Here is a 26,213-nt window from a genome sequence, read left to right as displayed (position 1 = left end):
AGGAAACATATGGAAAAGAAAAAAACGGCATTGATTACTGGGGCAACCAGTGGTATTGGAAGGGCAACCGCAGAGTTATTTGCAAAAGAAGGATATAACCTGATATTATGTGGCCGCAGACAAGAGCGACTAGATGCACTACAAGAGAATTTGGGAAAAGAGGCAGTCCATACCCTCAATTTTGATGTCAGGGATAGAGAAGCTGTTTTTTTAGCTGTGGAGAACCTTCCCAAAGAGTTTTCTGAAATTGATATCTTGATCAATAATGCAGGGAATGCCCACGGATTGGACCCCATTGACCAAGGGAGTCTAGACGATTGGGATGCCATGCTGGACATCAACGTAAAAGGATTGTTGTATATGTCCAAAGCCATCTTGCCGCAAATGGTTCAACGCAAATCTGGCCACATTATAAATATTGGTTCCACAGCGGGAAAAGAGGTATATCCCAAAGGGAATGTGTATTGTGCAAGCAAACATGCCGTGGATGCTATTAACCAGGGAATGAGAATAGATTTAAATGCATACGGCATAAAAGTCGGTGCTATAAATCCCGGTTTGGTAGAGACCGAGTTCAGTGAAGTTAGATTTAAAGGAGATGCCGACAAAGCCGGAAAGGTGTACAAAGGATATCAGCCTTTAAAGCCTGAAGATATAGCAGATATTATTCTTTTTGCGGTCACCAGACCCTATCATGTAAATATAGCCGATTTGGTAGTCATGCCAACAGCGCAGGCCAGTAGCACCATTGTGAAGAAAGAGCCATGATCAATAAACGCCTACTGGTTAAAAATCTATTGGCGCACAATGATGAGAACAGCTTTTATGATAAAAAGCGATTTATTTCCATAGGTGAAAAAGAAGGCAAGGCTAAATTCTTAAAACACGTTTGCGCACTCGCAAACAGCAATCCAAAGAACAGCTCGTTTATTGTAATCGGTGTAGAGGATGAAGACAATAAAATTGTTGGAGTCGATTTCTTTGATGACAGTAAGATCCAGAATCTGGTCAATGCGTATTTGGATAACCCGCCATTGATTTCTTATGAAAACATTCCGTTTCCCCATTTACCTGAGGGAAAGGTAGTAGGCTTGGTCACTATACGTTCAAATGGAAAGGTTTGCGCACTTCGAAAGAACATTTGGAAATACTATGGAGGTGCCGTCTTCTTCAGGGAAGGAAGCATCAGCTTGCCCAAAGCATTTGATATTCAACTCAAGGACATTAATTCTGAAGCGGTAGCCACCATAGAGAAGCATGCCAAGAACAATATTGAAATGACCTTGGATGCTGTAATCGATTTTATCAACAACAGTCACCCAGACCTTACCAGCGACTATAAAGTCTTTAAAGAGCAATTTGTGGTATGTTGGGCCGGTAACCAAAAAAAAGTACGAAACAAAATCTACTATTCAAGAGTGGACATTGAACTTATCAATGAGCAGGTGAAACTGTTTTATTCAGCATTGGATGAAATCACCATTACCTATGATGATGACTCTTTTACCACACTGGAGTACGTTCAGTTGGGCTTGGGATCACAGCAAAAGTATTATCCATTGGAAGAAATGATAATTACATTTTCAGAAAACGGCAAGTATACTATTAGTAGTAATTTGGTTTTTGAGCCTCCACAGTACGATAAAAAAACACTTTACCACGTATTCAATACGAACAACACGCTCTTGCAAAAGCTCGAAAAAAGTATAGCGCTCAATGAATCGGAACAGATGGATCTTACGCATTTACCTGCCACGTACCTAATATGCTATCTAAATGGTTTTGAAGAAGCCAAAGAGCAAATGGAAAAAGCAAGACCGTTATTAAAAGGTCACAGCGAAAAAGTGTATCAGTCCCTAAAGGAATCACAAAGAATCCTTAGGAAAGTGAGGTATAACTAATGCTTGTTTTTAGGCCTCTAATTGTACCTTTGTGGGCAAGGCACTGATTGCTCCGTAGCCGGTGGTGGTAATTGCCCCTGCTTTGTTCGCCATCTCAACCATTTTAGTCAAGAGATCAAAATCTTCCAACACCCGGTTAAAGTTACCAAGGTCCGCAATTTGCTGTAAAAGACATCCGATAAAGGCATCTCCGGCCCCTGTAGTATCAACGGGGGCAACTTTTATGCTCGGGACAATTTGTTTCTGACCATTTGCACTGACCAGTGTTCCCTCTTTCCCCAAAGTGATTGCTATGATTTTGGTGCCAACCTCATGAAGGAAGTCACAGGCTTCATTAAGGTCTTTTTTCCCAGAAAGCAATTGAGCTTCTTCCAAACTGAATTTGCAGAGGTGTGATTTCTCAACAAAGGGCATGCATTTTTTAATGAACTGAGGCTCGTTGTCCTTCCAAAGATCTCCCCTAAAGTTGGGGTCAAAACTTATGAACATTTCTTTGGTGAGACCATCAAAAAGGTACTTTCCATAAGCCATCTCAAGAGAGCCTCCCAAAAGAGCAGTGGCTGCACCCAAATGCAATAGATTGCCGTTAAAACCCTTCCTAAGGGTTGGGTCATAAACCAATTCCTTGTCAGCACCCCGACTGAAGACAAAATCCCGCTCACCATCTTCTGCCAACGAAACAAAAGCAAGCGTGGTAAATATTTTGGAACGCTGCGCAAGTGAGATGTCCACTCCTTCTTTTCTTAAGGTGTCCAATAAAAACTGTCCAAAAGGGTCCTCTCCAACACAGCCTATAAAAACACCTTTTCCTCCAAGTTTTGAGATAGCGCATGCAACATTGGCAGGGGCTCCGCCAGCTTTTTTTGTGAATTCAGTAGCCTTGGAAAGATCATTGCCCTGCTTTTCCGCAACAAAATCTATTAGTAACTCCCCAACACAGAATACTTTCCTCATTTTGAGTGAACAATTGAATATTCCAATGTAAGGAGAAAAAGTGGGCTACTCCAAAATTTTGTGTTCAATTATTGTGAAATAGGTTGAAGAGGCATCTGGACACAAGCCTTCCTTAGCCTTTACCTCCAAGGAGATGTCGGCTTCAAATTGCTCAGGTTGAAATAGAAAGGCGACATCCATTTGATGGTTTTTGGAAATTTTTTGGGATACACTTCCCCCAGACTCTACAACTTCAATAACCTCAACATGAAAAACGTGTTCTTTGGAAAGTCCACATATCTCTTTGCCTTGGGAAGCGGAGCCAAGAATTTTAATTCTAAGTACAATTTCGTTTGGTCCCAATAGCTGCTGATCTACAATTATTTCTTGGTTTTCATCTCCTTTGGTTTCCTCTTGCACGGATTCGGTAATCGCTATTTGATCACTATCGCTACAGGAGTGGGTCAAAATAAGGAAAAGCAACATGATAAAAGGTTTCATGGGGATATACATTTATGTATATACGGGAAAATGAGCTTGTTGGATTAAAAAAGGGCGCGATAGTATCGCGCCCTATATATTAACTGAGTAGTTGATTATCTTTTAATAACCTTGAAATTCTCATTGGTCTTAGCTCCAATGATTTTCACAAAATAGATACCTGAAGGACTATTTGAAGCATTCCAGATAATAGGGTCTGAACTGCTTGAATCTTTGCTTTCAAAAACCATTTGCCCTACCATGTTGAAAATCTGTGTGGTTACTTTAGCGTCTTCGCTATCCTTGAGTGCAAAATAAAATTCGCTAGCTGAAGGATTGGGCCAGACAGCAGTGATAACATTCGTTTCCACGGTGGCCAGGTTCTGTGCAACTTGGTCAGAAGATGCCGACGGAGCTATTTCAACCGCAGTGTCCATCGTAGAACTATTGTCTACGCTTCCAAAAATCTGGAAGACCTGGTCTTCCGGAAGGCCGCCAAAAACTAATGATCTTGATGTCCAATCTACAGCTCCGGCACCAAACAAATCTCCGGAATCCCTAAAACTAGCCTCATAGCCGATCAAACCTGCTTGGGTAGACCAAAACCACTGAGTTGCATCGGGCAAGAAGTTTAGGTTTACATAAACAGATAGCCAATACGTGCCCTCTGTTAGCACCACGGCTTCAGGAAGATCTAAACTAAGATTGGCCTGATTGGGCTCTGAAGATGGGGCAAATGCACCACTATCGTAAACCACTGCCCCAGGAGAACCTCCATTGTCTTCATAAATCACAACAGATGCACTCGTAAGGGATGGACTGTTGTTGGCCCCTCCAAACGCTACAATACTGTTAACGGTCCACTGACTTCCGGTTGGTACCACAAAGTCATCTGCGGATTGTGCCAATGCACCACCAAAATCTAGGAACAACTGGGAAGGGCCACTACTTACAATGCCTTCATTTTGTTCATAGATTGGTAATTCTGTCAAGGTTACGGTAAACCCTTCAGATACTTGCTCCTTTCCAGATGTGGCAATCAATCCAATGGCTGCAGAACCTTCCATGTTCGGAGCAAAAGAAAGGCGGATCGTGTCATCCTCAAGAACGGCGGTCACCAAATCTGGGTTGGAATTTGTCAATTCTATTGAAATATCCCTTCCTCTAGAGTGTACAAAAAGATCTTTTACATTAACCTCTTTGTCTGCACTACCAATCGGCAACAGCATGTCGGGTAGAAGATAGGCAACACTTAATTTTGATTTTGGAGATTTCGATGCGTAAAACTTCGCATTGTAAATTCCATTTCCGTGAGAGGCCACGGCTACAAAACCATCCTTTCGGGTTCTTACCTGTGGAACCACTACGTTACCCACAATGGCAGGTTCGCGGAACCAACGGGTTCGGTCCCCATTCAAATAGAAGGAAGCATAAAGCCCCGTACTTGTTCCTGCAAAATAGATGTTATTGTTTCCACTGATGGCAAACCACCGAACGGAAGGTCCGTTTCCGGTTCCATCACTATTCTGTTCCAAATTACCACTGATACTTTCCCAGGTCTCTCCAGCATCCTTGCTCATGAAAAGACTTTTGATATTGTAGTTGGAGAAAACCGCGAAAACTTGATCTGCATTATTCGGGTTAACATAGATTTGATTGATGTTTCCAGTTGGAAGACCTTTTCCAGATGAAATATCTACAGCAGGTTGGTCATCAATATTGGCATTTTCCATTTTAAATATCATACCACTTGAAGTACCATAGTAGAGTCTATTGGCCACAGGGTACCTGGATACATCAAGTCCGGTGATCAATGAACCATCTGGCGTTGCAGTTTGACTTTGCTCTACCCAATTCACCGTAGCCGGAGCATTGGAGAAGAGTGGAATTTCATCCAGATTGTTGTTCCGCCACATGCGATCTCCTGCCGGCATGTACATAATGTTGTCATTAACCGGATCTAGTATAAAAGGAGCAACAAAATCAAAACCACTGGCGCCTGCCGGAATAACCCGGGTAAAGGAAATAAAATCACCTGTTTCATTGAAATTGAACCGATATACATTTCCAAATTGGGATGAAACATATCGCGTAAGGCCACCATCAGCTATCGCATTGAATGATCCATCCCCACCAAAATCCTCAATCCAAGGGTCGTTTCCGTTGGTAGAATCGGTAAACCAAGTTCCATTATCTTGAAAACCGGCTACCACATCTTGACTGTTCCCTTCGGGATCAATGGAGATTGCATAAGGTTGTGTGGTAAGGTATCCGTTGTTCAAAGAAGTCCAATTGACGGGCTCAGCAGTTGTGGTGATGTCTTCTGTAACCTGTACCCCTCCATCATTGGCGGAAATTGCCTTGTTTGGATTGGAAGGTAGAAAGACCAGATTGTGCTGATCGGGATGGTGGTTAGGGTAAACAGCAAAGCTATCGCTGAAAATAGTATAACCTCCGATCCAGCCTTCAAACCCGGTTGGTGTTGTAAAACCAGTTGTAGATCTATAAAGGTTTGTGCCACCCAAGAATACCAGGTCTGGATTGGTTGGATGAACCTTAATAATCATGTTGTACCCTCCTTGAAGATTTAGATTGCCAGCTCTTCCTCCAATATTAGTGGGAAGGTTGGCGGTAAGGTCAACCCATTGCTCCTCAGGAGTTGCAGCATCGGCTTGATATCTCCATAAATACGCTTCGCCTAAATTGCTTAAATCATATGAAAAGAAATAGATTCTGTTTTCATCTGAAGGGTCATAGGCCATAACCGTTCTCCCAAAAGCTGGAAAAATCCCTTCTGGAGTAATATTTGTCCAGGTGTCACCGTCTTGCGAAGTGTAGAAACCTGCATTTTCGCCTCCAAAAATATCTACGGTGCCGTAAAGCGTTCCATTTGGAGTTACAATTACTTCTGTTTGACTATCAAATCCGCTGGGAAGAACTTCTTCAAATGACCTTGCTCCATTTTTGGAGCGGTACAGCCCATCAAAAGTTGCAGCGTATACATGTCCAGTGGAAGGATGTACCGCAAGGCTGTTGATAAGATCAAAAGATGAAAAAGAAGTTACATCGTTGTCCGAGGTATTTCGCATTCTTATCCAGCTTCTTCCATTGTTGTACGACTTGAAGATTCCAGAACCTTGATAAAAAGCCCCTGGCGCCCCGGCAGAGTTGCCATAACGTTCACCAGATGCGTAGTACCAAACATTTTGTCTGTTCCTTCTGGGGTCTTGCACAATGGAGGTAATACTTGGAGACTGCCATTTGCGGGTGACTCTCCTCCAAGTCTGTCCAGAATTGGTAGAGCGCCACAGGCCACCGGAAACACCTCCAGCAAGAATGGTGTTCTCATTTTTCATATCCAGGGCCAAAGCACGGGTTCTACCCCCTACATTATAAGGTCCTCGGTTTCTAAAATAGAAATAGCTTTTCCTTTTGGCCTCTCCGCCGTAGGTCTTGGACATCTGCAGTTGAATATCCGTGGAATCTATTTTATTGGAAAATTCAGCTTCCAACAAACGGATATTTTCCGGGATTTCTTTAGAAAAAGGGTCTTGAACTTGTCTGAATTCGTAAGCTAATCGATCTAAAGCACGATCCCCCGGGGCCTTTGGTTTTGCTCCAACGGGTCCCGTTTTGCTATCGTAAATTTTGGATTGTTTGTAAAGATTATGCCCTTTTTGAGGTGAATCTTCGTGCGTTGTTTTTAATTCTTGGGACTGTATTCCACTAATAAAGAGTGAAAAACAGAAAAGTAAATAAAATAATGGTTTAGTGAGTAGAGGTTTTTTCATATAGAGGTCTATTAAAATAGTTAGCCTTTCAATATAACAAAAAACCAGTGCGAAGCGTAAATTATTCCTACAAAAATCGATGAAATACATCGTTAAGGAAAAGTCAAGGGGTAGATTAGAAAACTAATACCCAAAACTTTACCAAGAATTTGAACATGGGTTCCCAATTGTTGTGTATCATTGCGAAAAATTTCTCTATGAGAACGTTGGTCGTAGGAGACATTCACTCTGGATTAAGAGCTTTGGAACAGCTGATGGATCGTGCCAAGGTATCCACAAAAGATCACCTTGTCTTTTTGGGTGACTACGTGGATGGATGGAGTACTGCGGTTGAAACCGTTGATTTTTTGATGGGCCTTATGGATGAATTCAACTGTACTTTTATTAGAGGAAACCATGATGAGCTTTGCCGGGAGTGGTTGATGACCAAAAAGGAAAATCCGCAATGGCTGGCCCATGGAGGAGCCGCAACCAGAGATTCATACCTAAAAGTCAGCAAGCAAAAATGGGATGCCCATCTTGAATTTTATGCTCAATTGGAAAACCATTTTTTAGATCAATCCAACAGGCTTTATCTACATGCAGGATATACCAATTTAAAGGGGATTGAATTTGAGTATTTTGACCAACTTTTCTATTGGGACCGAACACTTTGGGAACTGGCCAGGGCCTTGGACCCCAATTTAAAACCTGATGATGAGAATTTCCCGAAGCGGTTGACCCATTACCATGAAATCTTTATTGGCCATACCCCGATATCAAAAACTGGACTTGCCGTTCCCAAGAAGGGAGCCAACGTCTGGAATGTGGACACCGGAGCTGCTTTTAAAGGAAGCCTCACCATGATGGATGTTGAGACCAAAGAATTTTGGCAGAGCGACCCCGTTCATACTTTTTACCCTGGGGAAAGAGGGAGGAATTAAAACATCAAAATTTCCCTGATTTATGATCGTCCTGCCACTTGGCAAGTGCACTCCATTCTCCTTGGTGCGCCATCTTGGCTTGCATGGGCCACGACGCAGGATCATGAATCCGATAACGGTCCCCAGCAGAGCTAAGGATTTCTTGGCATTTGTCCGTTGAGATTTTAGAAAGTGCCTTCCAGGTTTTAATGCCAGAAGCATGAAACAAGCCTTCAATTTTTGGCCCGATACCTTCTACGATTTTGAGGTCATCTTTTTTGATTCTCTTGCCCATGGCCGCCTTGGCTTCATCGGCATCAAATTCTTTTTCTCCAGAGGCTTTTCCCTTGGAAGTCTTTGATTCACTTTGAGATGAAGATTTAGGGCTCTGTGTGTTTTTTCTAGAGGCCTCAAGGTCGGCTTTTAACTTGGTGTTTTCCGCTTCGAGTTTGTGAACTGCATCAGAGCCTCCAGGGGTTGAAGCTGATTTGCTTTTTCCTATGAAATATCCAACAATGAATCCTACGATTCCTATTAAGATAATTAGAATCCAGCACCAAATGTTTGAGTTGCTTAAGTCCATTTTTGTATGTTTTACTTGTGGTTTATTCCTTAGACATCCTCTTTTGTGCAAAAGAAGAATCCGTGTAACGCATACAAAATATCAAAAAAAAGTTAAAATTTTAAGATTAACACCTAGAATATGAATGTGTTATGGGCGAAGTATTGTGGAATTGCAATTTGTGGAAACGAAAAATAACACAAAAGGAACCAATCATACACTTTTTTTGACCATTGGTACCTAAACCAATTTAACGTGGCATTATTATTGTGAAATTTGTAATAAATATTAGGTAAGAAACCCTATTTCTCCCGACAAAGTTCCGGCATTGGAATAGGGTTTAATCAAATTAAGTTTGAGTTAGTTAAGTTGGTTTTTAAAAGGACCGCCTATTCTTTGTTCATCAAGAATGGCGGCCTTTCTTCATTATAGATCAAATTTTATTCCCTGGGCCAGTGGAAGTTCTGTAGTATAATTGATGGTATTGGTCTGCCTTCTCATGTAAATTTTCCAGGCATCCGAACCACTTTCCCTTCCGCCCCCGGTCTCTTTTTCACCTCCAAAGGCTCCTCCAATTTCAGCTCCAGATGTGCCAATGTTTACGTTGGCAATGCCGCAATCGCTTCCTGCTGAGGATAAAAAACGTTCGGCTTCCCGGAGATTATTGGTCATTATTGCTGAGGACAATCCTTGTACCACATCATTTTGTTGTTCAATGGCATTTTCAACATCACCCGAGTATTTAAGGAGATAAAGGATTGGTGCAAAGGTTTCTTCCTGAACAATCTGGAATGAATTATCGGCTTCCACTATTGCAGGTTTCACATAGCATCCGCTTTCATAACCATCTCCTTGAAGAACACCTCCATCTACCAACACATTGCCGCCTTCCTCTTTGGCTTTCTCCAATGCATTCTGATACATCTTGACCGCATCAGTATCAATTAATGGCCCTACATGATTTTTCTCATCCAAAGGATTTCCAATTTTTAATTGCTTGTAGGCTTCTGTAATGGCTTCTTTGACCTGACCATAGACAGACTCATGGACTATTAATCGTCTTGTTGAGGTACAACGCTGGCCGGCAGTTCCCACAGCTCCAAAGACCGCACCTATTACGGTCATCTTAATATCTGCATCAGGAGTTACAATAATGGCATTGTTTCCACCCAGTTCCAATAAAGATTTACCAAGTCTTGCCGCTACAGCTTGAGCAACAATTTTCCCCATTCGAATAGATCCAGTTGCGGAAACCAAAGGAATTCTTTTATCATTTGTCATTAATTCACCAACCTTGTAATCACCGTTGATGAGACAAGAAATTCCTTCTGGAAGATTATTTTCTTTTAAAACTTCTGCAATAATATTTTGACAGGCCACTCCACACAGGGGCGCCTTTTCCGAAGGTTTCCAAACACAAACATCTCCACATACCCATGCTAGGGCAGTGTTCCAGGCCCACACAGCTACGGGAAAGTTAAAGGCAGAAATAATCCCTACAACGCCAAGGGGGTGATACTGCTCGTACATTCTGTGCCCAGGTCTTTCAGAATGCATGGTCAACCCATGTAATTGTCTGGAAAGCCCAACAGCAAAGTCACAGATGTCTATCATCTCCTGTACTTCTCCCAATCCTTCTTGATAGGATTTTCCCATTTCATATGAAACCAGTTTTCCCAGAGGCTCCTTGAGTTCCCTGAGTTTTTCACCGAATTGTCTCACGATTTCTCCGCGTTGCGGTGCAGGAACTGATCGCCATTCCTTGAATGCAGTGGTGGCTTTGTCCATTACTTTTTCATAATCCTCGGGAGTGGTAGTGGTTACCTTTCCAATAAGAGCACCATCAACTGGTGAAAAAGAGGAGATAGCCTCACCTGACCCAAAATAATTAGATCCGGTGGAAGTACCTTTATTAACTTCTTGTAGCCCTAATTGTCCAAGGGCTTCATTGATTCCAAAAGCAGCAGCAATTTTTGACATTTATAACTTTTTATGTGCGTATTGTTAGATTTTTCAAAACTACGAATAATCCCCAAGAGGGTCATCGCGTTTTCAAAGGAAAAGATGTGCCAAGAACAAGATGATTCCAATCAAAGCCGGAAGCCCCTGGACAAAGAATATTTTTTTGGATGCTGAGACAGCCCCATACAACCCGGCAATGGCAACACAGCCCAAAAAGAAGAGTGCTACGTACACTTGCCATAAAGCATCTTGGATGAACAAAGACCAGATTAATCCGGCAGCAAGAAAACCATTATAGAGCCCTTGATTTGCAGCAAGGGTTTTGGTGGGTTCAAACAGGTGTTCAGGGAATGTCCGAAAGACTTTTTTAGCCTTGGTGGTCCAGGCAAACATCTCTAACCACAGAAAATAAATGTGAAGTATTGCCACTACGGCGACGATAATTTTTGCAAAAAGTAACATCATTGGTCTTTGGAAATAAATCTTTCATCAACGGGCATCACCGTGCCACAGTTTGTACATGTACGCAGCTTTTCTGAACCATAAAACTGTTCAAAATGTCCCAGGAAGTCTTTTTCAATATCATTGAGTGTAAAATAGACCTCATAGAGTTTATGGTTGCAATTGTCGCAAAACCATAATAGTCCATCATCCACTTTCATCTCTGCTCGTTTTCGCTCCACTACCAACCCAATGGACCCCTCATATCTGACAGGGGAGTGTGGTACTTTGGCAGGATGCAAATACATATCCCCAGGACCTAGTTTCATCGTTTTTTTCTGACCATCTTCTTGGATGTGAACTTCAATATTCCCTTCCAATTGAAAAAAAAGCTCTTCCGTTTCATTGTAGTGGTAGTCCTTTCTGGCATTCGGCCCGGCTACAACCATTACAATATAGTCCCCCGCATCTTTGTAGAGATTTCTATTGCCCACTGGAGGTTTTAGGGTTTCACGGTTCTCCTCTATCCATTTATTTAAGTTGAAGGGAGCCTGTATAGCCATTGCAAAAGATTTTTTAGAAAGGTAAAAACTTTTTGGTAAAGTGTGGGCAAACCAAAAGACCTGCCTATTAAGGCAGGTCTTTTAACACACTAATATAAAATCTGATTATTCCACTGTAATAAAAATCTGAGTGTAATAAGGTCTTCCATCCTTGTCCAACTCCACGCTCAAAGTGGTATGGGTATAGTTTCCTTCCAATGCTTCTTTGTGCGCGGTACTGTTTAACCAACCATTCAAGGTTTGTTGGGCGGTAGTGTAGTACCTGGCCACATTTTCAGAAACTTCAATGGCGTTTGTTTCCGCTGCAATTTTTGACGCTCTGGAATCAAAATTATCATGGCTCAATTTGTTTTTTGAGATCATGTAATTGTTGTGCTCCTCTGCATACTTGTATGAAACCGAACTGTTGCCCAATGCGGTTTTGCCAATAGATGCCCTGTGCGCATTGACCAAATCCAAAAGTTCTTCTTCCATTGAGGCCGCATCAACAACAATCTTGTCGTTTCCCAACAAGGTTTCGGTAAACTCATTTTCCTGTTCAGAAGTGGAGGAGGTACTGCACATACTCATCAGTACCACAGAGGTGGCAATAAGGATTGCTCCAAATAATTTTTTCATTTTCGGGGGTGGTTGCGGGACCGGTTCTAAGAGCCCCAGTGTTCTCGCGCCTAATCTAAGGGACTAAAGGCCTTCGGCCATAAAAAATCCACAGGAGGACAGTTTCTAACGGTGAAACGCAAAAAACAATGAAAAAGGAGCTGATTTAGGCCTGCTAAACAAGCCTTTTGACCTTAAAAACTTTCTGTTCAGATGATCTGATCATTTTGGATAGAGGGCTCTTCCTCATTCTTTTCCTCAAGTACAAGAGAGAAAACAAATGCACCAACTTCCTTAATAGGCTCGTAAAAAATAGACTCTTTTTTGGTTTCCTCATTAATGAAATCAAAAGAGGCGGTAAGGCGTTCAAAAAAGATGAGCAGCGCACCTAGGATAATGGCCACTTTGAGGGTTCCAAAAATACCTCCCGCAACTTTGTTCAATAGGCCCAACATGGCAAAATCGGCTATTTTGGTCAAAATCCCACCAGCAAAATGAACCACTAACACAATGGCAAAAAATGTAATCAGAAAAGCGGTGATCTTTATGTATTGTTCTCCCCAGTCCATATTTTCTGAGAGGTATTCCCCAGCAATATAGGAGAAATGAATGGCACCGTAGAGTCCGGCAATTAAGGCCACCAAAGAAGCAATTTCCACGAAAAGACCATTTTTCAGACCTCTTATTAGGCCCCAGATCAAGAGAATTCCAATGACAATGTCCAAAAAACTCATAAACGTGGTTTCAGCAAATATATGATATTGATTTGTACCTTTGGAATTCTTAAAAAAGGAGATGTCCAGAGACGAAGAATTGAAGGAAAGATGGGAGGTTTTGGTAGAAAAATTGTCCAACCAATTTTCTGACGGCGACCCTTTGGAGCTTGATGGGATTATCTATTTGGTGGGTGTACAAGAGCTGGGTGATTTCAAAAGAAATTTCAAAAAGGACGAAAAGGTCAATTTAATGCACATTGCCATTTGTCGCTTGCTGGAACCTTATGGGTATTATGATTTTGATTTTTTTGATGAAGACGGATGGCCACATTATAAGGTAAAGGAGCAACTACCTGTTCTAAAAGCAGGAGAACAAACGGTCTTAATGAAAGAGGCATTGGTTAATTATTTTCTTGAAAAGAAATACATCAATTAAATGGAACTACAAAGACCGTACTATGCGGTAATTTTCACGAATACCCGTACCGAGGGAGATAATGGCTATGGAGAAATGGCGGTTGAGATGGAAAAACTCGCAAGACAGCAACCAGGTTTTGTTGATTTTGAAAGTGCCAGGGACGGATTGGGAATCTCAATCAGCTATTGGGAAAGTTTGGAGGCCATAGCCAATTGGAAAGCTAACATGGAACACAAGGTTGCCCAAAAAATGGGAATCAAGGAGTGGTACTCTTGGTATAAGGTAAGGATTTGCAAGGTGGAACGGGAGTATGAGTTTGCCAAGTAGGCTCAATGTTCATCAAACTAAAGGAAAATGAAAGAAAACGTACGATTTTCCAATTTGGACAGAAATGAAATCCTCAAAGAAGTTTGTAAGGATACTTTTGACCTTCTGGTCATAGGAGGAGGAATCACCGGCGCGGGAATAGCGTTGGACGCGGCTTCGCGAGGCTTGAAGGTTCTGTTACTGGAAAAAGGCGATTTTGCTTCAGGCACCAGTAGTAAATCTACCAAACTGATTCACGGTGGGCTACGATATTTAAAGCAATTTGATTTTTGGCTGGTTAAAGAAGTGGGTTCCGAACGTGCCATAGTACACAAACTGGCGCCTCATCTGGTATTGCCTGAAAAAATGCTTTTGCCCTTAATAGAGGGAGGTTCCTATGGAAAATGGCTTACCTCCATAGGCCTAAAGGTCTATGATATCCTAGCCCAGGTTACGGGAGATGATAAACGGCAAATGCTGGAGAAAAAAGAGGCCTTAAAGCTTGAACCCTTATTGCCCAAAAAGATTTTGAACGGAGCAGGGTATTACGCAGAATACAGGACTGATGACGCTAGGCTGACCATGGAGAACCTAAAAACAAGTTTACAATATGGAGCCAAGGCCTTGAACTATGCCAAAGTGGTGGATTTTGTTTATGACAAGGGAAAGGTGGCCGGTGCAAAAGTTAATGACGAGATTTCCAACAAGGAGTTTGTTGTAAAATCAAAATATGTGATCAGTGCGGCCGGTCCATGGGTCGATGAACTTCGGATAATAAACAAATCAAAAAAAGGAAAACGACTTCATTTGACCAAAGGGGTGCACTTGGTGTTTCCAAAGGAAAAGCTTCCGGTAAAACAATCTGTATATTTTGATGTTCCTGATGGCAGGATGATTTTTGCCATTCCCAGAGGGAAGGTCACTTATGTAGGAACCACCGATACCAACTTCAATTTGGACAAAGACCATGTAACTACGGATTTGGCCGATGCCATTTATCTGATATCCGCTGTTAACCATATGTTCCCGGAGATCAATCTGGAATTGGATGGTATTATTTCTTCTTGGGCCGGACTTCGCCCATTGATTCATGAAGAGGGAAAATCGGCTTCGGAGCTTTCCAGAAAAGATGAGATTTTTACGTCGGACACAGGTTTGGTGAGTATTGCCGGAGGAAAACTGACCGGTTATAGAAAAATGGCTGAGCGTGTGGTGAATCGGATAGTGAAGGAAATGGAAGAGGATTTTGGCGCAAAAGCTGAACCATGTACCACGGAAAAGATTCTATTGTGTGGCAACGATTTTAAAAAATCAAAACATGTCAAAAAATATATTGACGAAGTTTTCAATAGAATAAAAAACGATGGCCTTACGGAATATGATGCATGGTACCTGGTGACTACTTATGGCAAACAAACGGAAACTATTTTAGAGGGGTATGCCAAAGTTGAAGGAGAGGATTCCCAAACCAAATTGCTCAAATCCGAGGTTCAATTTGCCATCATTTACGAAATGGCCACCAACCCCATGGACTTCTTCATAAGAAGAACGGGAAGGTTATATTTTGATATTGATAGTGTGCGTCAGTTTATGGATTTGGTCGTGGAAGAGTTCAAGACCGCCTTTGGCTATTCCAAGACACAGGTTAAATCTCTTAAGGAAGAACTTGAAAAGGAACTCGAGAGTCACTCCAACTTTTCCTTGAACCGAGATTAGTCCAGTTTTTCAGTTAGTTTGGCAAAAACTTTCTTTGGATTTTTTTCTTTGTACAACACATCGTATACAGCATTGATGATGGGCGTTTTGGACTTCTTCTCTAGCTTGTCCATGAGCAGGTGGGCACTTTTGGCAGCATAATAACCTTCGGCCACCATGTTCATTTCCATCATGGCACTCTTTACCGTATATCCCTTACCGATCATATTGCCCAGCATTCTATTTCTACTGAAAATAGAGTATGAAGTCACCAACAAATCCCCTAGATAAGCAGAATTGTTGATGTTTCGCTTCATTTTATAGACACGATCAATAAATCGTTTCATCTCACGGATGGCATTGCTCATCAGCACACTTTGAAAATTGTCACCATATCCTAGACCATGGGCAATTCCGGAGGCAATGGCATAAATGTTCTTCAACATGGCGGCGTACTCCGTTCCAATAATATCATCCGAAATTTTTGTGCGGATATAATCGCTTTTAAGCACATCTGCTACCGCCTTGGCCTTTTCTTCATCGGCACAAGCAATGGTAAGATAAGATAGCCGCTCCAGGGCCACCTCTTCTGCATGGCAGGGTCCTGTAATCACCCCAATGTTCTTAAAAGGTATTTCGTATTGATCATGAAAATGCTCCCCAACAATTTCCCCACTTTCAGGAACAATTCCCTTTATGGCAGAAAAAACAATCTTATCCTTTAGGGAAATATTCAGGTCTTTTAGCTCGCTTTCCAGAAAGGCCGATGGGATGGCAAAAATGAGGACGTCGGAAGCCGAAACAATTTCATTGATATTATGACTGAGGTTTAGGCGGTCCATATCAAACTCAACAGAACTTAGATAATTGGGGTTGTGTTTTTCCTTTTTTAGATGTCTAATGGCATATTCGTTCCTCATATACCAACCCACATTATCTAGGTTTTCCGACAACATTTTTACCAGGGCAGTTCCCCAGCTACCCCCTCCAAAAACACCAAAACGTAGCTTGTTTTCCATTTGTGACCTTTAGCTGGCAAAACTAAAAAATATATTATATCATACATTAAATATTGATTATCAGAACATTATAAATTTTGGCATGGAGATTGGTCTCTATTCAATGAACCAAAACCCATGTATTATGAAAATTGGAAAACTACTTTTCGGAACATTTTTTATAGGCCTTTTGACCAGTTCGTGCTACACAGAGGTGGTTTTTGAAGATGATTTCATTGAAGAACCTCCATACAATGCAGCAGTTGCTTTGGAAACTTATGATTTATGGTATGTGGACATCCACGCAACAAGGGGAAATGGAGAAGTTCCTTTTTTACAACGTGCATTTACCCTTTCATTTCAGAATGGCACGGTATACGCGAACAACAATTTGGTTGGTATCGGTAAAACAGGTAATGGTCTGGGCATTGATGTTGGGTTCTATGATATTTTGTTGGGAACGGTGGAAGTGGACCACGATGCTGATGGGTTATGGCTGCTTGATGTATATGAAATCAACGGAAATACAGTAGAGTTGCGCGATTCTAGATCAAATACCACATATATCCTTAAAGGATATCAAAGGAATTCATTTGATTATGATATGGTCTTTTATGACAATATTCACTACTTCTTACAGGAATATCAGGTTTGGGAAAAGACATTTACCAGTGAAATGGGTGCCCTCAATGAATTTGATGACGAGAACTACCTACAATTCTTGGAGGATGGGAACGGATTTTTCAGGTCATCGGTGGATGCCTCGGGAACGCCAATTGTTAACCTGCAATGGGATTATGAAGGAAACTATGAAATTTTTGATGTGACCAATGATGCCACCCTCAAAACTTTAACACTGGATTACGACTTTTTGGGCAATGATTATTTTGAGCTCTACGTTATTAATGACAGTACCATAGAACTGTACCATGTTTCCAGTGGAACCGTATATGAGTTTACTGGAAGAGGGTATATGCAGTACTTAAAGTCGAGTTCAAGCACCGGTAAAACTAGGTCAAAAGTTAAAAATCCCATAATGGACGTAATTCGGCAGCGAAAAATGTAAGGCAATAAAATAGTATTCGACTATACAGACAAGTTTTTTGGTTGGTTATTTAGTTAAGAATCGCCTCAAGCATCTCAAGCTTGGGGCGGTTCTTCTTTTTAAGGCTGTTTGTTTTTGTAGGCCGAAGGATTTTCACCACTAATTCTTTTGAATGTTCTATTAAAATAGGATAGACTCTCAAATCCACATTCGTAACAGGTCTCGCTGATGTTCTTTCCAGAAAGTAAAAGACGCTTGGCTTGGGTTATCCGATATTGGTTCAAAAAATGGGTAAAAGTGCTTCCTGTAGATTTTTTAAAATACCTGCAGAAGGCCTCTTTCCCAAGATTGACGGATTTGGCTACCTCTGCCAATTGGATTTTTTGGGAATAGTGCTCATCAATGTAGGAGTATATCCGTTGCAGGCGCAGCTGTTGTTTTTTTGCTTTGTTATTTATGATGGGTTTGGGGTGGAGCAGTTCAAAATCATCACTTTTGGCCAATAATTTTAGAATTCGGAGAATTTTTAAAAATTGTTCGAAGGTGTTCAATTTGTGCAATTGCTTCATTTGATTTCCAACAAGCTCTTTGGTCTTACCATAAAATACCAAGCCATGCTGCGATTTTTCCAGCAGTTCATATACATCGATCAGCTCTTCAATTTCGTTGAAAATTTTCTCCTTGAATGAAGCGCTGATGTGCAACACTTCTTTTCTATAGTCCGTTTTTATACCATAATCAAAATTTAAATGTGGAATATTGGAACCGATTAATACAAGGTCACTCTCCGAAAAAGTCGATATATGCCTACCAACATGCCGTGTGCCTTGCTCGCCTTCAATGTACACCAATTCAAATTCGGGATGGAAATGCCAAAAAAACAGGTCATTTAACTTAGGATTGTGCAAGAGTCGAAAAGAACTTTTATCATCTGGTTGTATGTTTTCTAGTTGAATTTTCATTTTATTGCTTTAATTTTTCTAGAAAAGAATATAAAAAATCAATATAATTAAAATATCGGTCAATATTAAGGTTGAAGGAAGAACATCAGACAGCTAGTTTTGGGATATAGAAGTGTTGAACTAAGGAGAAACAAATATGACACGGAAGAACCTAAAAGTTGAAATGGCCAATAAGGCCCATGAAGAAATTCCCGGGAATCCCTCAACGGCAACTAGCAGTAAACTAAAATTGAATGATAGATCTAATGGAAACGCTTTGCGTGTACTATCCGAAGAGGATTGGAAATTTTGGATGGAGAATGGGTACATTGTAATCAAAAATGCTGTTCCAAAGGAACAGGCTGAAGCCACTGCGGGTTTTATTTGGGAGTTTGACGAAAAAGATCCCGATGACCCTAAGACATGGTATGCATTGCCAAGAGCTGAAATGAAAATGAAGGAATTGACTGGAACGGGAATGGTAGAGGTCTACAATCATCAACACTTATGGAACAATAGACAGACCAAAAGGGTGTATGACGTCTTTGTGGATATTTGGGGAACGGAAAAACTCTGGGTAACCATAGATCGGGCCAATTTAAACTTTCCGCAGCGCCCGGGGGAAAATAAAAAAGGATTCATTCATTGGGATTATGACCCGGAAACTCGCCCGCAGAATGTTCAAGGAGTATTGGCCTTGGCTGATCAAGTAGATGAAAATATGGGTGGATTTCAATGCATCCCCTGGCTTTATCGGAACTATGATACATGGAAATTGACGCAACCTAAAGACCGTGATCATTTTCAACCAGATATAACAGGATTGGAGGACAAAATTGTAAAGGTCAAGATGGAAGCAGGAGACCTACTTGTCTTTAACAGTACCCAACCCCATGGAATCCGACCCAATAAATCAGGAAACAAAGTCCGCATAGCACAGTATATCTCCATGATGCCAGCCGAAGAGGACAATAAACAGTTGCGCGAATGGCGCATCAATTCATGGAAACACAGAATTGCTCCTGAAGGATACGCTTTTCCTGGTGACCCTCGAAATTGGGAACAAGAAAAGTATAATACCGCAAAATTAAGTCCGCTTGGAGAGAGGTTATTGGGTCTAACCAACTGGTAGATTGTCAAATCCTTAAAAATAGAAGGTCTTGTATGTTGCTGTAAATAATAATCCTATTTTTGCCGGCTTCAATAAGAAACCATGAAAAAGTACCTTAATCTGTTTGATTTCTCTCAAAAGGTTAATTACCGCACGGAAGTATTATCGGGATTAACCGTTGCCCTGGCACTTGTTCCAGAAGCTATTGCCTTTGCCTTAATTGCAGGGTTGTCCCCTTTAACAGGATTGTACGCCGCCTTTGTAATGGGACTGGTTACTTCAATTTTGGGAGGTAGACCGGGAATGATTTCTGGAGCCACAGGAGCAGTAGCTGTGGTTATTGTGAGTTTGGCAAAGGATTATGGAGTGGAATATGTGTTTGCCACCGTAGTTTTGGCGGGAATAATTCAGATTGCTGCAGGATTTTTAAGATTAGGAAAGTTGATGCGTTTGGTTCCCCATCCTGTCATCTTTGGATTTGTAAACGGACTGGCCATTATCATTTTCATGTCTCAACTAGATCAGTTCAAGACATCCGAAGGAGCATGGCTTAGCGGTACCACTTTATATGTTTTCTTGGGACTTGTTTTTTTGACCATGCTGGTAATTTGGGGTTTACCAAAACTCAGTAAGATCGTACCAGCTTCCCTAGCGGCAATTCTTTTGGTTTTTGGTATTGTTTTCTTCCTGGATATTGACACCAGGACCATTGGGGATATTGCTTCAATAGAAGGAACTTTTCCTCCTTTTCACATCCCTGACCTGCCCTTTACCATGGAAACACTCACCATTATATTTCCTTATGCGGCTATTGTAGCGGGAGTAGGATTGATAGAGAGTCTACTTACTTTGAACATTGTAGACGAAATAACAGAAACAAGAGGAAGAGGAAATAAAGAAGCCGTTGCACAGGGAACCGCCAATATCCTTTCAGGACTGTTTTCCGGAATGGGAGGTTGCGCCATGATTGGGCAAAGTCTGATCAACACCTCCAATGGAGCAAGAGCCCGATTGTCGGGAATTGTAGCTGCCGTTATGCTATTGGCATTTATTATGTTTGGTTCCAGCCTTATTGAAAAAGTACCTATGGCAGCGCTGACCGGTTTGATGATCATGGTTGCATTGGGAACCTTTGAGTGGGCCAGCCTAAGGACCTTTAGACGAATGCCCAAATCTGATGTTTTGGTAATGGTGTTGGTTACCTTGGTGACCGTTTTCCTTCACAATTTAGCATTGGCCGTTTTGGTGGGTGTAATAATTTCAGCTTTGGTGTTTGCATGGGACAATGCTATACGTATCAGGGCAAGAAAGTACACGGATGAAGATGGCGTAAAGCACTATGAGATTTATGGACCACTATTTTTTGGCAGCACTACATTGTTCGCTGAGAAATTTGATGTCCTCAACGACCCAGAGGAGGTAGTAATCGACTTTGAGGAAAGCCGTTTGGTAGACATGTCAGCTATTGAAGCAGTGAACAAAATTACCGAGCGCTATAAAAAGGTGGGTAAAAATGTCCACCTTAAACACTTGAGCAAAGACTGTAGACGGCTACTTAAAAATGCCGATGACATTATAGAGGTCAATGTACTGGAAGATCCGACCTACAAAGTAGCGGTGGATAAAATTTGGCCTTACAAATAGAAATTGAACCTATTTCTTATCCCTTAATTTTCCAAAGAACATACTGATATTTGGATTGATGGGATTGCCCGAGGCTCGTCGCATTAATGTGATTTGTCCCGCATGATAAATACAATCTGAGAGCATGCCGTTGATCATATTCCAATAGGGTATAGCAGATTGTTCTTCGCCATTTTGAAACACTACTTTGGATTTTTCAAGGTCTTCAGACTGTTTGCCAGCCATCTTTTTACTTGCCGCTTGCAGATTTTCAAGGGTCATCTTGCGGAGCTCTTCATAAGAGTATTTGGGCGGTTTGCTCCTAATGTTCGGTGTGGCATCGGCACCGTTAAGAATCATTTTTGACATACTATGGATATGTTCCATGGTCTCCAGAGGAGTTCTCCCATCTTCCGATGGTTTGTATTCCAGATCTTTTTGAGTAAGCCCTTCGGTTGCCCAGTAATATCGAAAGCCCAGACCATCAATCATTCTAGAAACGACATTGCCCGGCCCAAAATCTTCTGGATAATCAGGAATTTGGTAATAGGGGAGTTCTTGAGATTGCATTTGATAGGACATTAAAAAGGTTGCAAAAATGAAAATGTACTTTGCCATGGTTTAGGTTTTATAGGTGCAAAAAGGTAGGGATAAACCATCACAACAAAAAGTATTTTAACTCCATGCTATGATTTGTTACTTGAGCTAAATGTCAAAACGTTTCCCTGATCTTCGCTCATAAGAAGAAGCATATCATTGTTAAACTTGAAAGAGGTAACTTTCATAAGCTTTTCCAGGAATTCCATTTCTGTATTTAGGTTAGGGCAAGCCATTTCGGTGGAGATAATGTTGGAAAATTTTATTACATCCTTTTCTAAGAAAAGGTTCCCGTTCATTCTGTTACATCCTGCAAATCCCGAGAAGCTTCCAGTTTCTGGATGGATTTCTATATTGGGAAATTCACTGCCACTATAATTGGATTTGGAAACAGCTTTACTGTTAATCTCTTCCAGAACCCATAGTTTGTATAGATTGGGATTTCCAATGTAGGTCCCGCACCCTTCAAAGATTTTAGCTTCTTCAGAATCATTTCCTTTAAAGGAAATGGTAACCGTATATGGAGATGTTTGTCCCGAAATAGAATCTGTGCATTCCTTTTGGGCAATAATAATATCGACAGCGGATGTTTCTTTTTTGATTCGATACATTTTCAAGTTGGAGCTTTCTACAACTATGGGTTCGGCGGGAGGTGTTATAAAAGTGTCCTCTGCCATGCTGAGTTCAAAAGTGTCTTCGCGGAGAGACAATTCCCAATCTGGCGCTTCACCTTGAGCTCTAAAATAGGAGAGGTCGACCTCCGTGATTAAGGGGGCCGTTTCCTCATGGAGCAACGTATCTTTGGGAGCCTCTACTTTTTCTGGGGAGTTTTTGTCGGTTTCTTCCTTTTTCTTTTCAACACAGTTGGTAATAAGCAATAACAATCCCAGTGAAAGTAAAACTCTTTTCATTGTATGATCTTTAGGGGGTATTTCTCTTGCTCCAAATTTCGTAAATAGGCTGGCCCTTACTGCTCAGTCCAGAATGATGCCAGTCTCCTTCCTTTAAATCAAAATCAAATTGCAAACTAGCTCCCACACGGGAATCATCACGGGAAAAGAACCCTATATTCTCGGTATATTTTCCATCAAGGGAAGTATAGGTGCCTCCTCCTGTACCCAAGAATTCTTTGGTCTCTGTGTTGTAGGCTATCCATTGAAACCGTGTGCCTGAGAGTATTTTCATGGTCTTGCGTGGCCCAGAGGTATCTCTTCTTCTGATTTCGCCATCCCGCTTTCTTCCAGATATGAGCCATGCTCCGTTTAGTTTTCCCGGAGTGCCATCATCTATTCTGGTCCATACCATACCACCTGCATGTATTTTCCCATCTGCAAACTTAAAGGAGGCACGCTCGGTTGTACCTACCAACTCTTTGTTGAATGAAGCATATTCAAAAGTATAGGTGATGATGCTATCCTGAGTTTTGTAACTCCCACCAAAAGTGCCCATGAATTTGCCCGTTTCCTTTTCATAAAAGGCTTCGGAGAAATATGGTCCTGAAACAATGATTACATATTTCACTTTTGTTCCATCTTCTTGGGATCCAAAGCTCTCCCAGGCACCTTGGAAATCCTGTGCACTAAGGGTCAGATAAAATGGGAGAGAAAATACGAGTACGAATAATAATTTTTTCATGTCTTTAGTACATTTTGTTAGGGTTTGCCGATTTATCCGGGATTTGTTGTATAGCATCCCAGTGTTCACAGATTTTTCCTGAAGAGTCAAATCGGAAGAAATCCATAGTAACATATTCATCATTTCCTGGCCAAGTTTGGTGGGTGTGGAGTGATACCAAATTACCCTCCGCAATGCAGCGTACAAATTCAATGGTCTTGTCAGGATATTCTTGCTGCATTCTTTCAAAATAATCAATGAATCCTTCAGTGCCATCCGCCACGTCCGGGTTGTGTTGAATGTATTCATCACCTACATACTGTTCAACCGCCTTTCTGGGGTTTCCCTCGTAGGCCATCCTATAAAAGGCTATTGCATTTTGTTTGTTTGCTTCCAGATTCATAACAAAAAATGCTGTCATCTTACCTGTGGAAGACAACAGCACTTAAAAAATTTTAGTTTGATTTTCAGAGTGTTCTTAAATATTCTGCCAAATCACGTGCTTCTTCTTCCGTTAAGTTTTGGTTGAGCATAATTGCATTGTTGTACTCTTTGAGCAAGGCCTTGGCAATAGGGTCTTCCTTAAGCATTCCATCAGGATTCAATATCATGTTCATGACCCACTCAGGACTACGCCGCTCATATACTCCTTTAAGGGCGGGCCCAATCATTCGTTGATCTATCATATGGCAAGCCACACAGATAGCATTGAAGCTAGCTTCACCCCGAGCAGCCATTTCGGTATCTATATCCGCCGGAAAATCCAAGTTTTTGATAGGTCCAATTCCTTTGTTGTTCAAATCCACCGGAACTCCTTCATTTGCTTGTTCCGTTTTTTGTTCCGTTTTGGTCCTGCTTACCTCAAAACCATCTTTTTTCTCTTCCTTCTTTCCGCCACAGCTGGCAATAAAGGCTCCCAAAGCCAAGTACAGCAATATTTTTTTCATTTTGATAAATTCAGTTGTAGTTTATGATTTTTAGTGCTACTAAGATAGGTAATTGAAGCGTATCTTATTTGTTTCCGATTCGGGGAATAGTTCTTTAAAACGAAGAGCAAAAAAAATCCAACGCCCTTTTCTCAGTGTATGTGATATTGTTTTTCCCCCAAAACCCAACATGTCCCCCATATTGGGGAACCTCTAAATGTAAATGGGGGTTGTTGGCTGCTTCTTGAAAGGGGTAGCATTCCGGACCCAAAAATGAATCGTTCTTGGCATTGATGATCAAAGTGGGCAAATTAATGTTGGGGAGAAATTGAAGCGAGCTGCATTTGTGGTAATAATCCATGGCATCCTTGAATCCATGGGCCCTACTGGTATAGACATCATCAAAATCTTTCAAGGTTCTAATTTTGCTGATATCCGAATCGAGAATGAGATCTGGGAACAAAGGTTGTTTTTCACGTAGTTTGCCTATGAGGTGTTTTTTAAAACGACGGGCGTAGAGTATGTTTTTTGGAGAGAGTAATTGCTCGCACGAGCTACTCAAACTACATGGAGCAGAGATCGCTACAGCTCCTTTTATCTGTTGCGGAACAGTATTGCCCTCACCCAAATACTTAAGTATTAGGTTTCCACCAAGACTGAATCCTTTTAGATAGACTTGAGAATAGTTTTTGGTTTGCAGAACGTGTTCAATAATCTCAATTAAATCTTCTGTGGCACCAGAGTGATAGGAACGGTATAGCCTGTTGGGTTCTCCACTGCACCCCCGTAAGTTCACCGAACAAGCATCGAACCCATTTTGGTTGAATAGTTTGGCACTTCCGGTAATGTAAGGACGTTGCGCATTACCCTCAAGTCCATGCAGTATAATGGCCAATTTTGAGGTGGGTGTGCTTGACGAGCTCCAATCAAGATCTATGAAATCGCCGTCGGACAACTCCATTCTTTCCCTTTTTTGGACTATACCATTAACTTTTCTAAATAGCCCAAAGTAAATCGTGGACAAATGGCCACTCCTTAAAAGGAATGGGGGGAGATACGCTGTTGGGGCGGTCTGCATCAATATAAAATGTTATGCTGGGGTTTTACTTTTTCCGGCAGATTTTTTTCATCCAACATATCCCTAAGATCAATTTCAATGGTTCGGCACAAGGCAGTCATTGGCACATCATTGATTCTGCCTTCAAAGGGATCTTCACTATTACTGCCCACTTTTTCCATGGTAGTGAAGACCCAGGATATTAGAACCGAAAAGAAAATCATAAGAACAATGTACCACCAATTGTGTCCCATATCCAATTCTTTGAGCTGGGTCTCAAAGACATTGAGCAATCCAAAAGGAAGCAATAGGACAAAGATCCAGGTAAAGAGGGTGCTGAAATAAGCATATTGGCGTGGAAAGGGGGTGTTTTTGATGCGTTCACATTTACCCTGAAGGTTGTACATCTCTTCCAGATTGTTATGGAATACTTGCTTATCAAATTCTGTGATTTTTCCCTCTTTCAACAGCCTTCTTAAATGAAGCCCTTGTTTTTTGATTATATGGGTCGCTACATTTTTTCTGTTTTCCAATCCGTCCACTTCGTCGGGCGATAACAACATATCCATTCCTGAGCATACGGGGTTCCGTTCCCCATGCCTGTCGAACAAACGCTCCACGGCCCTATTCTCCCTAATTGAAAAGCTGGTGGGCTGTCTCAGTTGTATCCTCAGGGCATTGATCCATGCAATATGCCTATGGATGAGGGTTACCTGTGCTTCTCGATCATTTTCAACAAAGCAAAGGACGTTGTTGGCCCATGTCCGGGAATAGTTTACTATTCCGCCCCAGATTTTTCTGCCTTCCCAAAATCGGTCATAACTCTGACTGTTCTTAAATCCAATATAGAATGCAACCGCAATACCAATTACTGTCAGCGGTTGAAAAGGGATATCTATATGCTTCCAATCCAGAACATGGTACAGATAAAAAATGATGGCGGCATATACCGTAAAAAAGATGAGGTTCTTCCAGGCATATCTTAGAATGATATGCCAACTAATATTTCTTTTGATGTACATGGCTACTGTGCT

27 protein-coding genes are annotated in these 26,213 nt (G+C 41.4%); 9 read left to right on the top strand and 18 right to left on the bottom strand.

The features are described from left to right. Window positions 1-9 precede the first annotated feature (9 nt). Together DX873_RS09855 and DX873_RS09850 are read left to right on the top strand one after the other, a co-directional pair. Window positions 10-768: an SDR family NAD(P)-dependent oxidoreductase gene (locus DX873_RS09855; protein ID WP_116184277.1), complete on the top strand. Its 759-nt coding sequence runs from the start codon at window positions 10-12 to the stop codon at window positions 766-768. Further along, complete coding sequence (locus DX873_RS09850) at window positions 765-1,901, top strand: ATP-binding protein (protein WP_116184276.1); 1,137 nt, start codon at window positions 765-767, stop codon at window positions 1,899-1,901. The genes DX873_RS09855 and DX873_RS09850 overlap by 4 nt, the downstream gene beginning before the upstream one ends. Before the next feature lie 9 nt (window positions 1,902-1,910). On the opposite strand, the gene DX873_RS09845 is transcribed toward DX873_RS09850, so the two are convergent. The 3 genes from DX873_RS09845 to DX873_RS09835 form a co-directional block, all read right to left on the bottom strand. Then, on the bottom strand, window positions 1,911-2,855 hold the full coding sequence (locus tag DX873_RS09845) for a carbohydrate kinase family protein (protein ID WP_116184275.1): 945 nt from the start codon (window positions 2,853-2,855) through the stop codon (window positions 1,911-1,913). A 45-nt stretch (window positions 2,856-2,900) separates the two neighbouring features. Further along, window positions 2,901-3,320 carry a hypothetical protein gene (locus DX873_RS09840; protein ID WP_181899463.1) on the bottom strand — a complete coding sequence of 140 codons (420 nt, stop codon included), beginning with the start codon at window positions 3,318-3,320 and terminating at the stop codon, window positions 2,901-2,903. A 110-nt stretch (window positions 3,321-3,430) separates the two neighbouring features. Further along, window positions 3,431-7,105 (bottom strand): T9SS type A sorting domain-containing protein, encoded by a 3,675-nt coding sequence (locus DX873_RS09835; protein WP_181899462.1) that lies wholly within the window; start codon window positions 7,103-7,105, stop codon window positions 3,431-3,433. Between the two features lie 197 nt (window positions 7,106-7,302). On the opposite strand from DX873_RS09835, the gene DX873_RS09830 reads away from it, so the two are divergent. Next, window positions 7,303-8,028 (top strand): metallophosphoesterase, encoded by a 726-nt coding sequence (locus DX873_RS09830; RefSeq protein ID WP_116184866.1) that lies wholly within the window; start codon window positions 7,303-7,305, stop codon window positions 8,026-8,028. Window positions 8,029-8,032: 4 nt separating this feature from the next. Here DX873_RS09830 and DX873_RS09825 read toward each other — a convergent pair whose 3' ends face one another. The 6 genes from DX873_RS09825 to DX873_RS09800 all read right to left on the bottom strand — a co-directional run bounded on the left by DX873_RS09825 (window position 8,033) and on the right by DX873_RS09800 (window position 12,866). After that, window positions 8,033-8,590: a hypothetical protein gene (locus DX873_RS09825; RefSeq protein ID WP_116184865.1), complete on the bottom strand. Its 558-nt coding sequence runs from the start codon at window positions 8,588-8,590 to the stop codon at window positions 8,033-8,035. A gap of 405 nt (window positions 8,591-8,995) precedes the next feature. Beyond that, window positions 8,996-10,549, bottom strand: coding sequence for an L-piperidine-6-carboxylate dehydrogenase (gene amaB, locus DX873_RS09820; RefSeq protein ID WP_116184272.1), 1,554 nt, complete (start codon window positions 10,547-10,549; stop codon window positions 8,996-8,998). A gap of 72 nt (window positions 10,550-10,621) precedes the next feature. Next, window positions 10,622-10,993 (bottom strand): DUF1304 domain-containing protein, encoded by a 372-nt coding sequence (locus DX873_RS09815; protein WP_116184271.1) that lies wholly within the window; start codon window positions 10,991-10,993, stop codon window positions 10,622-10,624. Then, a complete protein-coding gene (locus DX873_RS09810) occupies window positions 10,993-11,535 on the bottom strand; it encodes a 3-hydroxyanthranilate 3,4-dioxygenase (protein ID WP_116184270.1) in 543 nt (180 codons plus the stop codon). Before DX873_RS09810 ends, DX873_RS09815 begins: the two co-directional genes overlap by 1 nt. Before the next feature lie 105 nt (window positions 11,536-11,640). Next, window positions 11,641-12,153: a CAP domain-containing protein gene (locus DX873_RS09805; protein WP_116184269.1), complete on the bottom strand. Its 513-nt coding sequence runs from the start codon at window positions 12,151-12,153 to the stop codon at window positions 11,641-11,643. 188 nt (window positions 12,154-12,341) lie between these two features. Next, window positions 12,342-12,866 carry a CvpA family protein gene (locus DX873_RS09800; RefSeq protein ID WP_116184268.1) on the bottom strand — a complete coding sequence of 175 codons (525 nt, stop codon included), beginning with the start codon at window positions 12,864-12,866 and terminating at the stop codon, window positions 12,342-12,344. A 61-nt stretch (window positions 12,867-12,927) separates the two neighbouring features. Here DX873_RS09800 and DX873_RS09795 point away from each other — a divergent pair, with 61 nt between their 5' ends. From DX873_RS09795 to DX873_RS09785, 3 genes are read left to right on the top strand one after another with little or no spacing between them, the layout of a single operon-like run. Further along, window positions 12,928-13,284: a hypothetical protein gene (locus DX873_RS09795; protein WP_116184267.1), complete on the top strand. Its 357-nt coding sequence runs from the start codon at window positions 12,928-12,930 to the stop codon at window positions 13,282-13,284. Beyond that, window positions 13,285-13,593 carry an antibiotic biosynthesis monooxygenase family protein gene (locus DX873_RS09790; RefSeq protein WP_116184266.1) on the top strand — a complete coding sequence of 103 codons (309 nt, stop codon included), beginning with the start codon at window positions 13,285-13,287 and terminating at the stop codon, window positions 13,591-13,593. A gap of 27 nt (window positions 13,594-13,620) precedes the next feature. Then, window positions 13,621-15,288, top strand: a complete 1,668-nt coding sequence (locus DX873_RS09785) for a glycerol-3-phosphate dehydrogenase/oxidase (RefSeq protein ID WP_116184265.1) — start codon at window positions 13,621-13,623, stop codon at window positions 15,286-15,288. On the opposite strand, the gene DX873_RS09780 is transcribed toward DX873_RS09785, so the two are convergent. Further along, on the bottom strand, window positions 15,285-16,286 hold the full coding sequence (locus DX873_RS09780) for an NAD(P)H-dependent glycerol-3-phosphate dehydrogenase (protein ID WP_116184264.1): 1,002 nt from the start codon (window positions 16,284-16,286) through the stop codon (window positions 15,285-15,287). The genes DX873_RS09785 and DX873_RS09780 overlap by 4 nt on opposite strands. 124 nt (window positions 16,287-16,410) lie before the next feature. Here DX873_RS09780 and DX873_RS09775 point away from each other — a divergent pair, with 124 nt between their 5' ends. Continuing rightward, window positions 16,411-17,331 carry a nicotinic acid mononucleotide adenyltransferase gene (locus tag DX873_RS09775; RefSeq protein ID WP_116184864.1) on the top strand — a complete coding sequence of 307 codons (921 nt, stop codon included), beginning with the start codon at window positions 16,411-16,413 and terminating at the stop codon, window positions 17,329-17,331. A gap of 98 nt (window positions 17,332-17,429) precedes the next feature. On the opposite strand, the gene DX873_RS09770 is transcribed toward DX873_RS09775, so the two are convergent. Further along, window positions 17,430-18,272, bottom strand: coding sequence for a helix-turn-helix domain-containing protein (locus tag DX873_RS09770; RefSeq protein WP_116184263.1), 843 nt, complete (start codon window positions 18,270-18,272; stop codon window positions 17,430-17,432). A gap of 136 nt (window positions 18,273-18,408) precedes the next feature. Here DX873_RS09770 and DX873_RS09765 point away from each other — a divergent pair, with 136 nt between their 5' ends. Continuing rightward, window positions 18,409-19,383 carry a phytanoyl-CoA dioxygenase family protein gene (locus DX873_RS09765; protein WP_116184262.1) on the top strand — a complete coding sequence of 325 codons (975 nt, stop codon included), beginning with the start codon at window positions 18,409-18,411 and terminating at the stop codon, window positions 19,381-19,383. 81 nt (window positions 19,384-19,464) lie between these two features. Continuing rightward, entirely contained in the window at window positions 19,465-21,006 is a 1,542-nt protein-coding gene (locus DX873_RS09760; RefSeq protein WP_116184261.1) for a SulP family inorganic anion transporter, read from the top strand. A gap of 9 nt (window positions 21,007-21,015) precedes the next feature. Here DX873_RS09760 and DX873_RS09755 read toward each other — a convergent pair whose 3' ends face one another. The 7 genes from DX873_RS09755 to DX873_RS09725 form a co-directional block, all read right to left on the bottom strand. Next, complete coding sequence (locus DX873_RS09755; RefSeq protein WP_116184260.1) at window positions 21,016-21,603, bottom strand: DinB family protein; 588 nt, start codon at window positions 21,601-21,603, stop codon at window positions 21,016-21,018. 68 nt (window positions 21,604-21,671) lie between these two features. Then, window positions 21,672-22,493, bottom strand: coding sequence for an META domain-containing protein (locus tag DX873_RS09750; RefSeq protein ID WP_116184259.1), 822 nt, complete (start codon window positions 22,491-22,493; stop codon window positions 21,672-21,674). Window positions 22,494-22,503: 10 nt separating this feature from the next. Continuing rightward, the gene (locus DX873_RS09745) at window positions 22,504-23,217 is read right to left on the bottom strand and encodes a membrane or secreted protein (protein WP_116184258.1); all 714 of its coding nucleotides are present in this window, start codon (window positions 23,215-23,217) and stop codon (window positions 22,504-22,506) included. A 4-nt stretch (window positions 23,218-23,221) separates the two neighbouring features. After that, the gene (locus DX873_RS09740; protein WP_116184863.1) at window positions 23,222-23,599 is read right to left on the bottom strand and encodes a nuclear transport factor 2 family protein; all 378 of its coding nucleotides are present in this window, start codon (window positions 23,597-23,599) and stop codon (window positions 23,222-23,224) included. 64 nt (window positions 23,600-23,663) lie between these two features. Next, a complete protein-coding gene (locus DX873_RS09735) occupies window positions 23,664-24,143 on the bottom strand; it encodes a c-type cytochrome (RefSeq protein WP_116184257.1) in 480 nt (159 codons plus the stop codon). Window positions 24,144-24,237: 94 nt separating this feature from the next. Further along, window positions 24,238-25,200: a YheT family hydrolase gene (locus DX873_RS09730; protein WP_116184256.1), complete on the bottom strand. Its 963-nt coding sequence runs from the start codon at window positions 25,198-25,200 to the stop codon at window positions 24,238-24,240. Next, window positions 25,200-26,201 carry a bestrophin family protein gene (locus DX873_RS09725; protein ID WP_116184255.1) on the bottom strand — a complete coding sequence of 334 codons (1,002 nt, stop codon included), beginning with the start codon at window positions 26,199-26,201 and terminating at the stop codon, window positions 25,200-25,202. The genes DX873_RS09730 and DX873_RS09725 overlap by 1 nt, the downstream gene beginning before the upstream one ends. Window positions 26,202-26,213: the final 12 nt, after the last annotated feature.

Source organism: Flagellimonas nanhaiensis (genome assembly GCF_003382275.1).
Lineage (GTDB): Bacteria > Bacteroidota > Bacteroidia > Flavobacteriales > Flavobacteriaceae > Flagellimonas > Flagellimonas nanhaiensis.
This window is presented reverse-complemented; position numbering and strand designations above follow the sequence as displayed.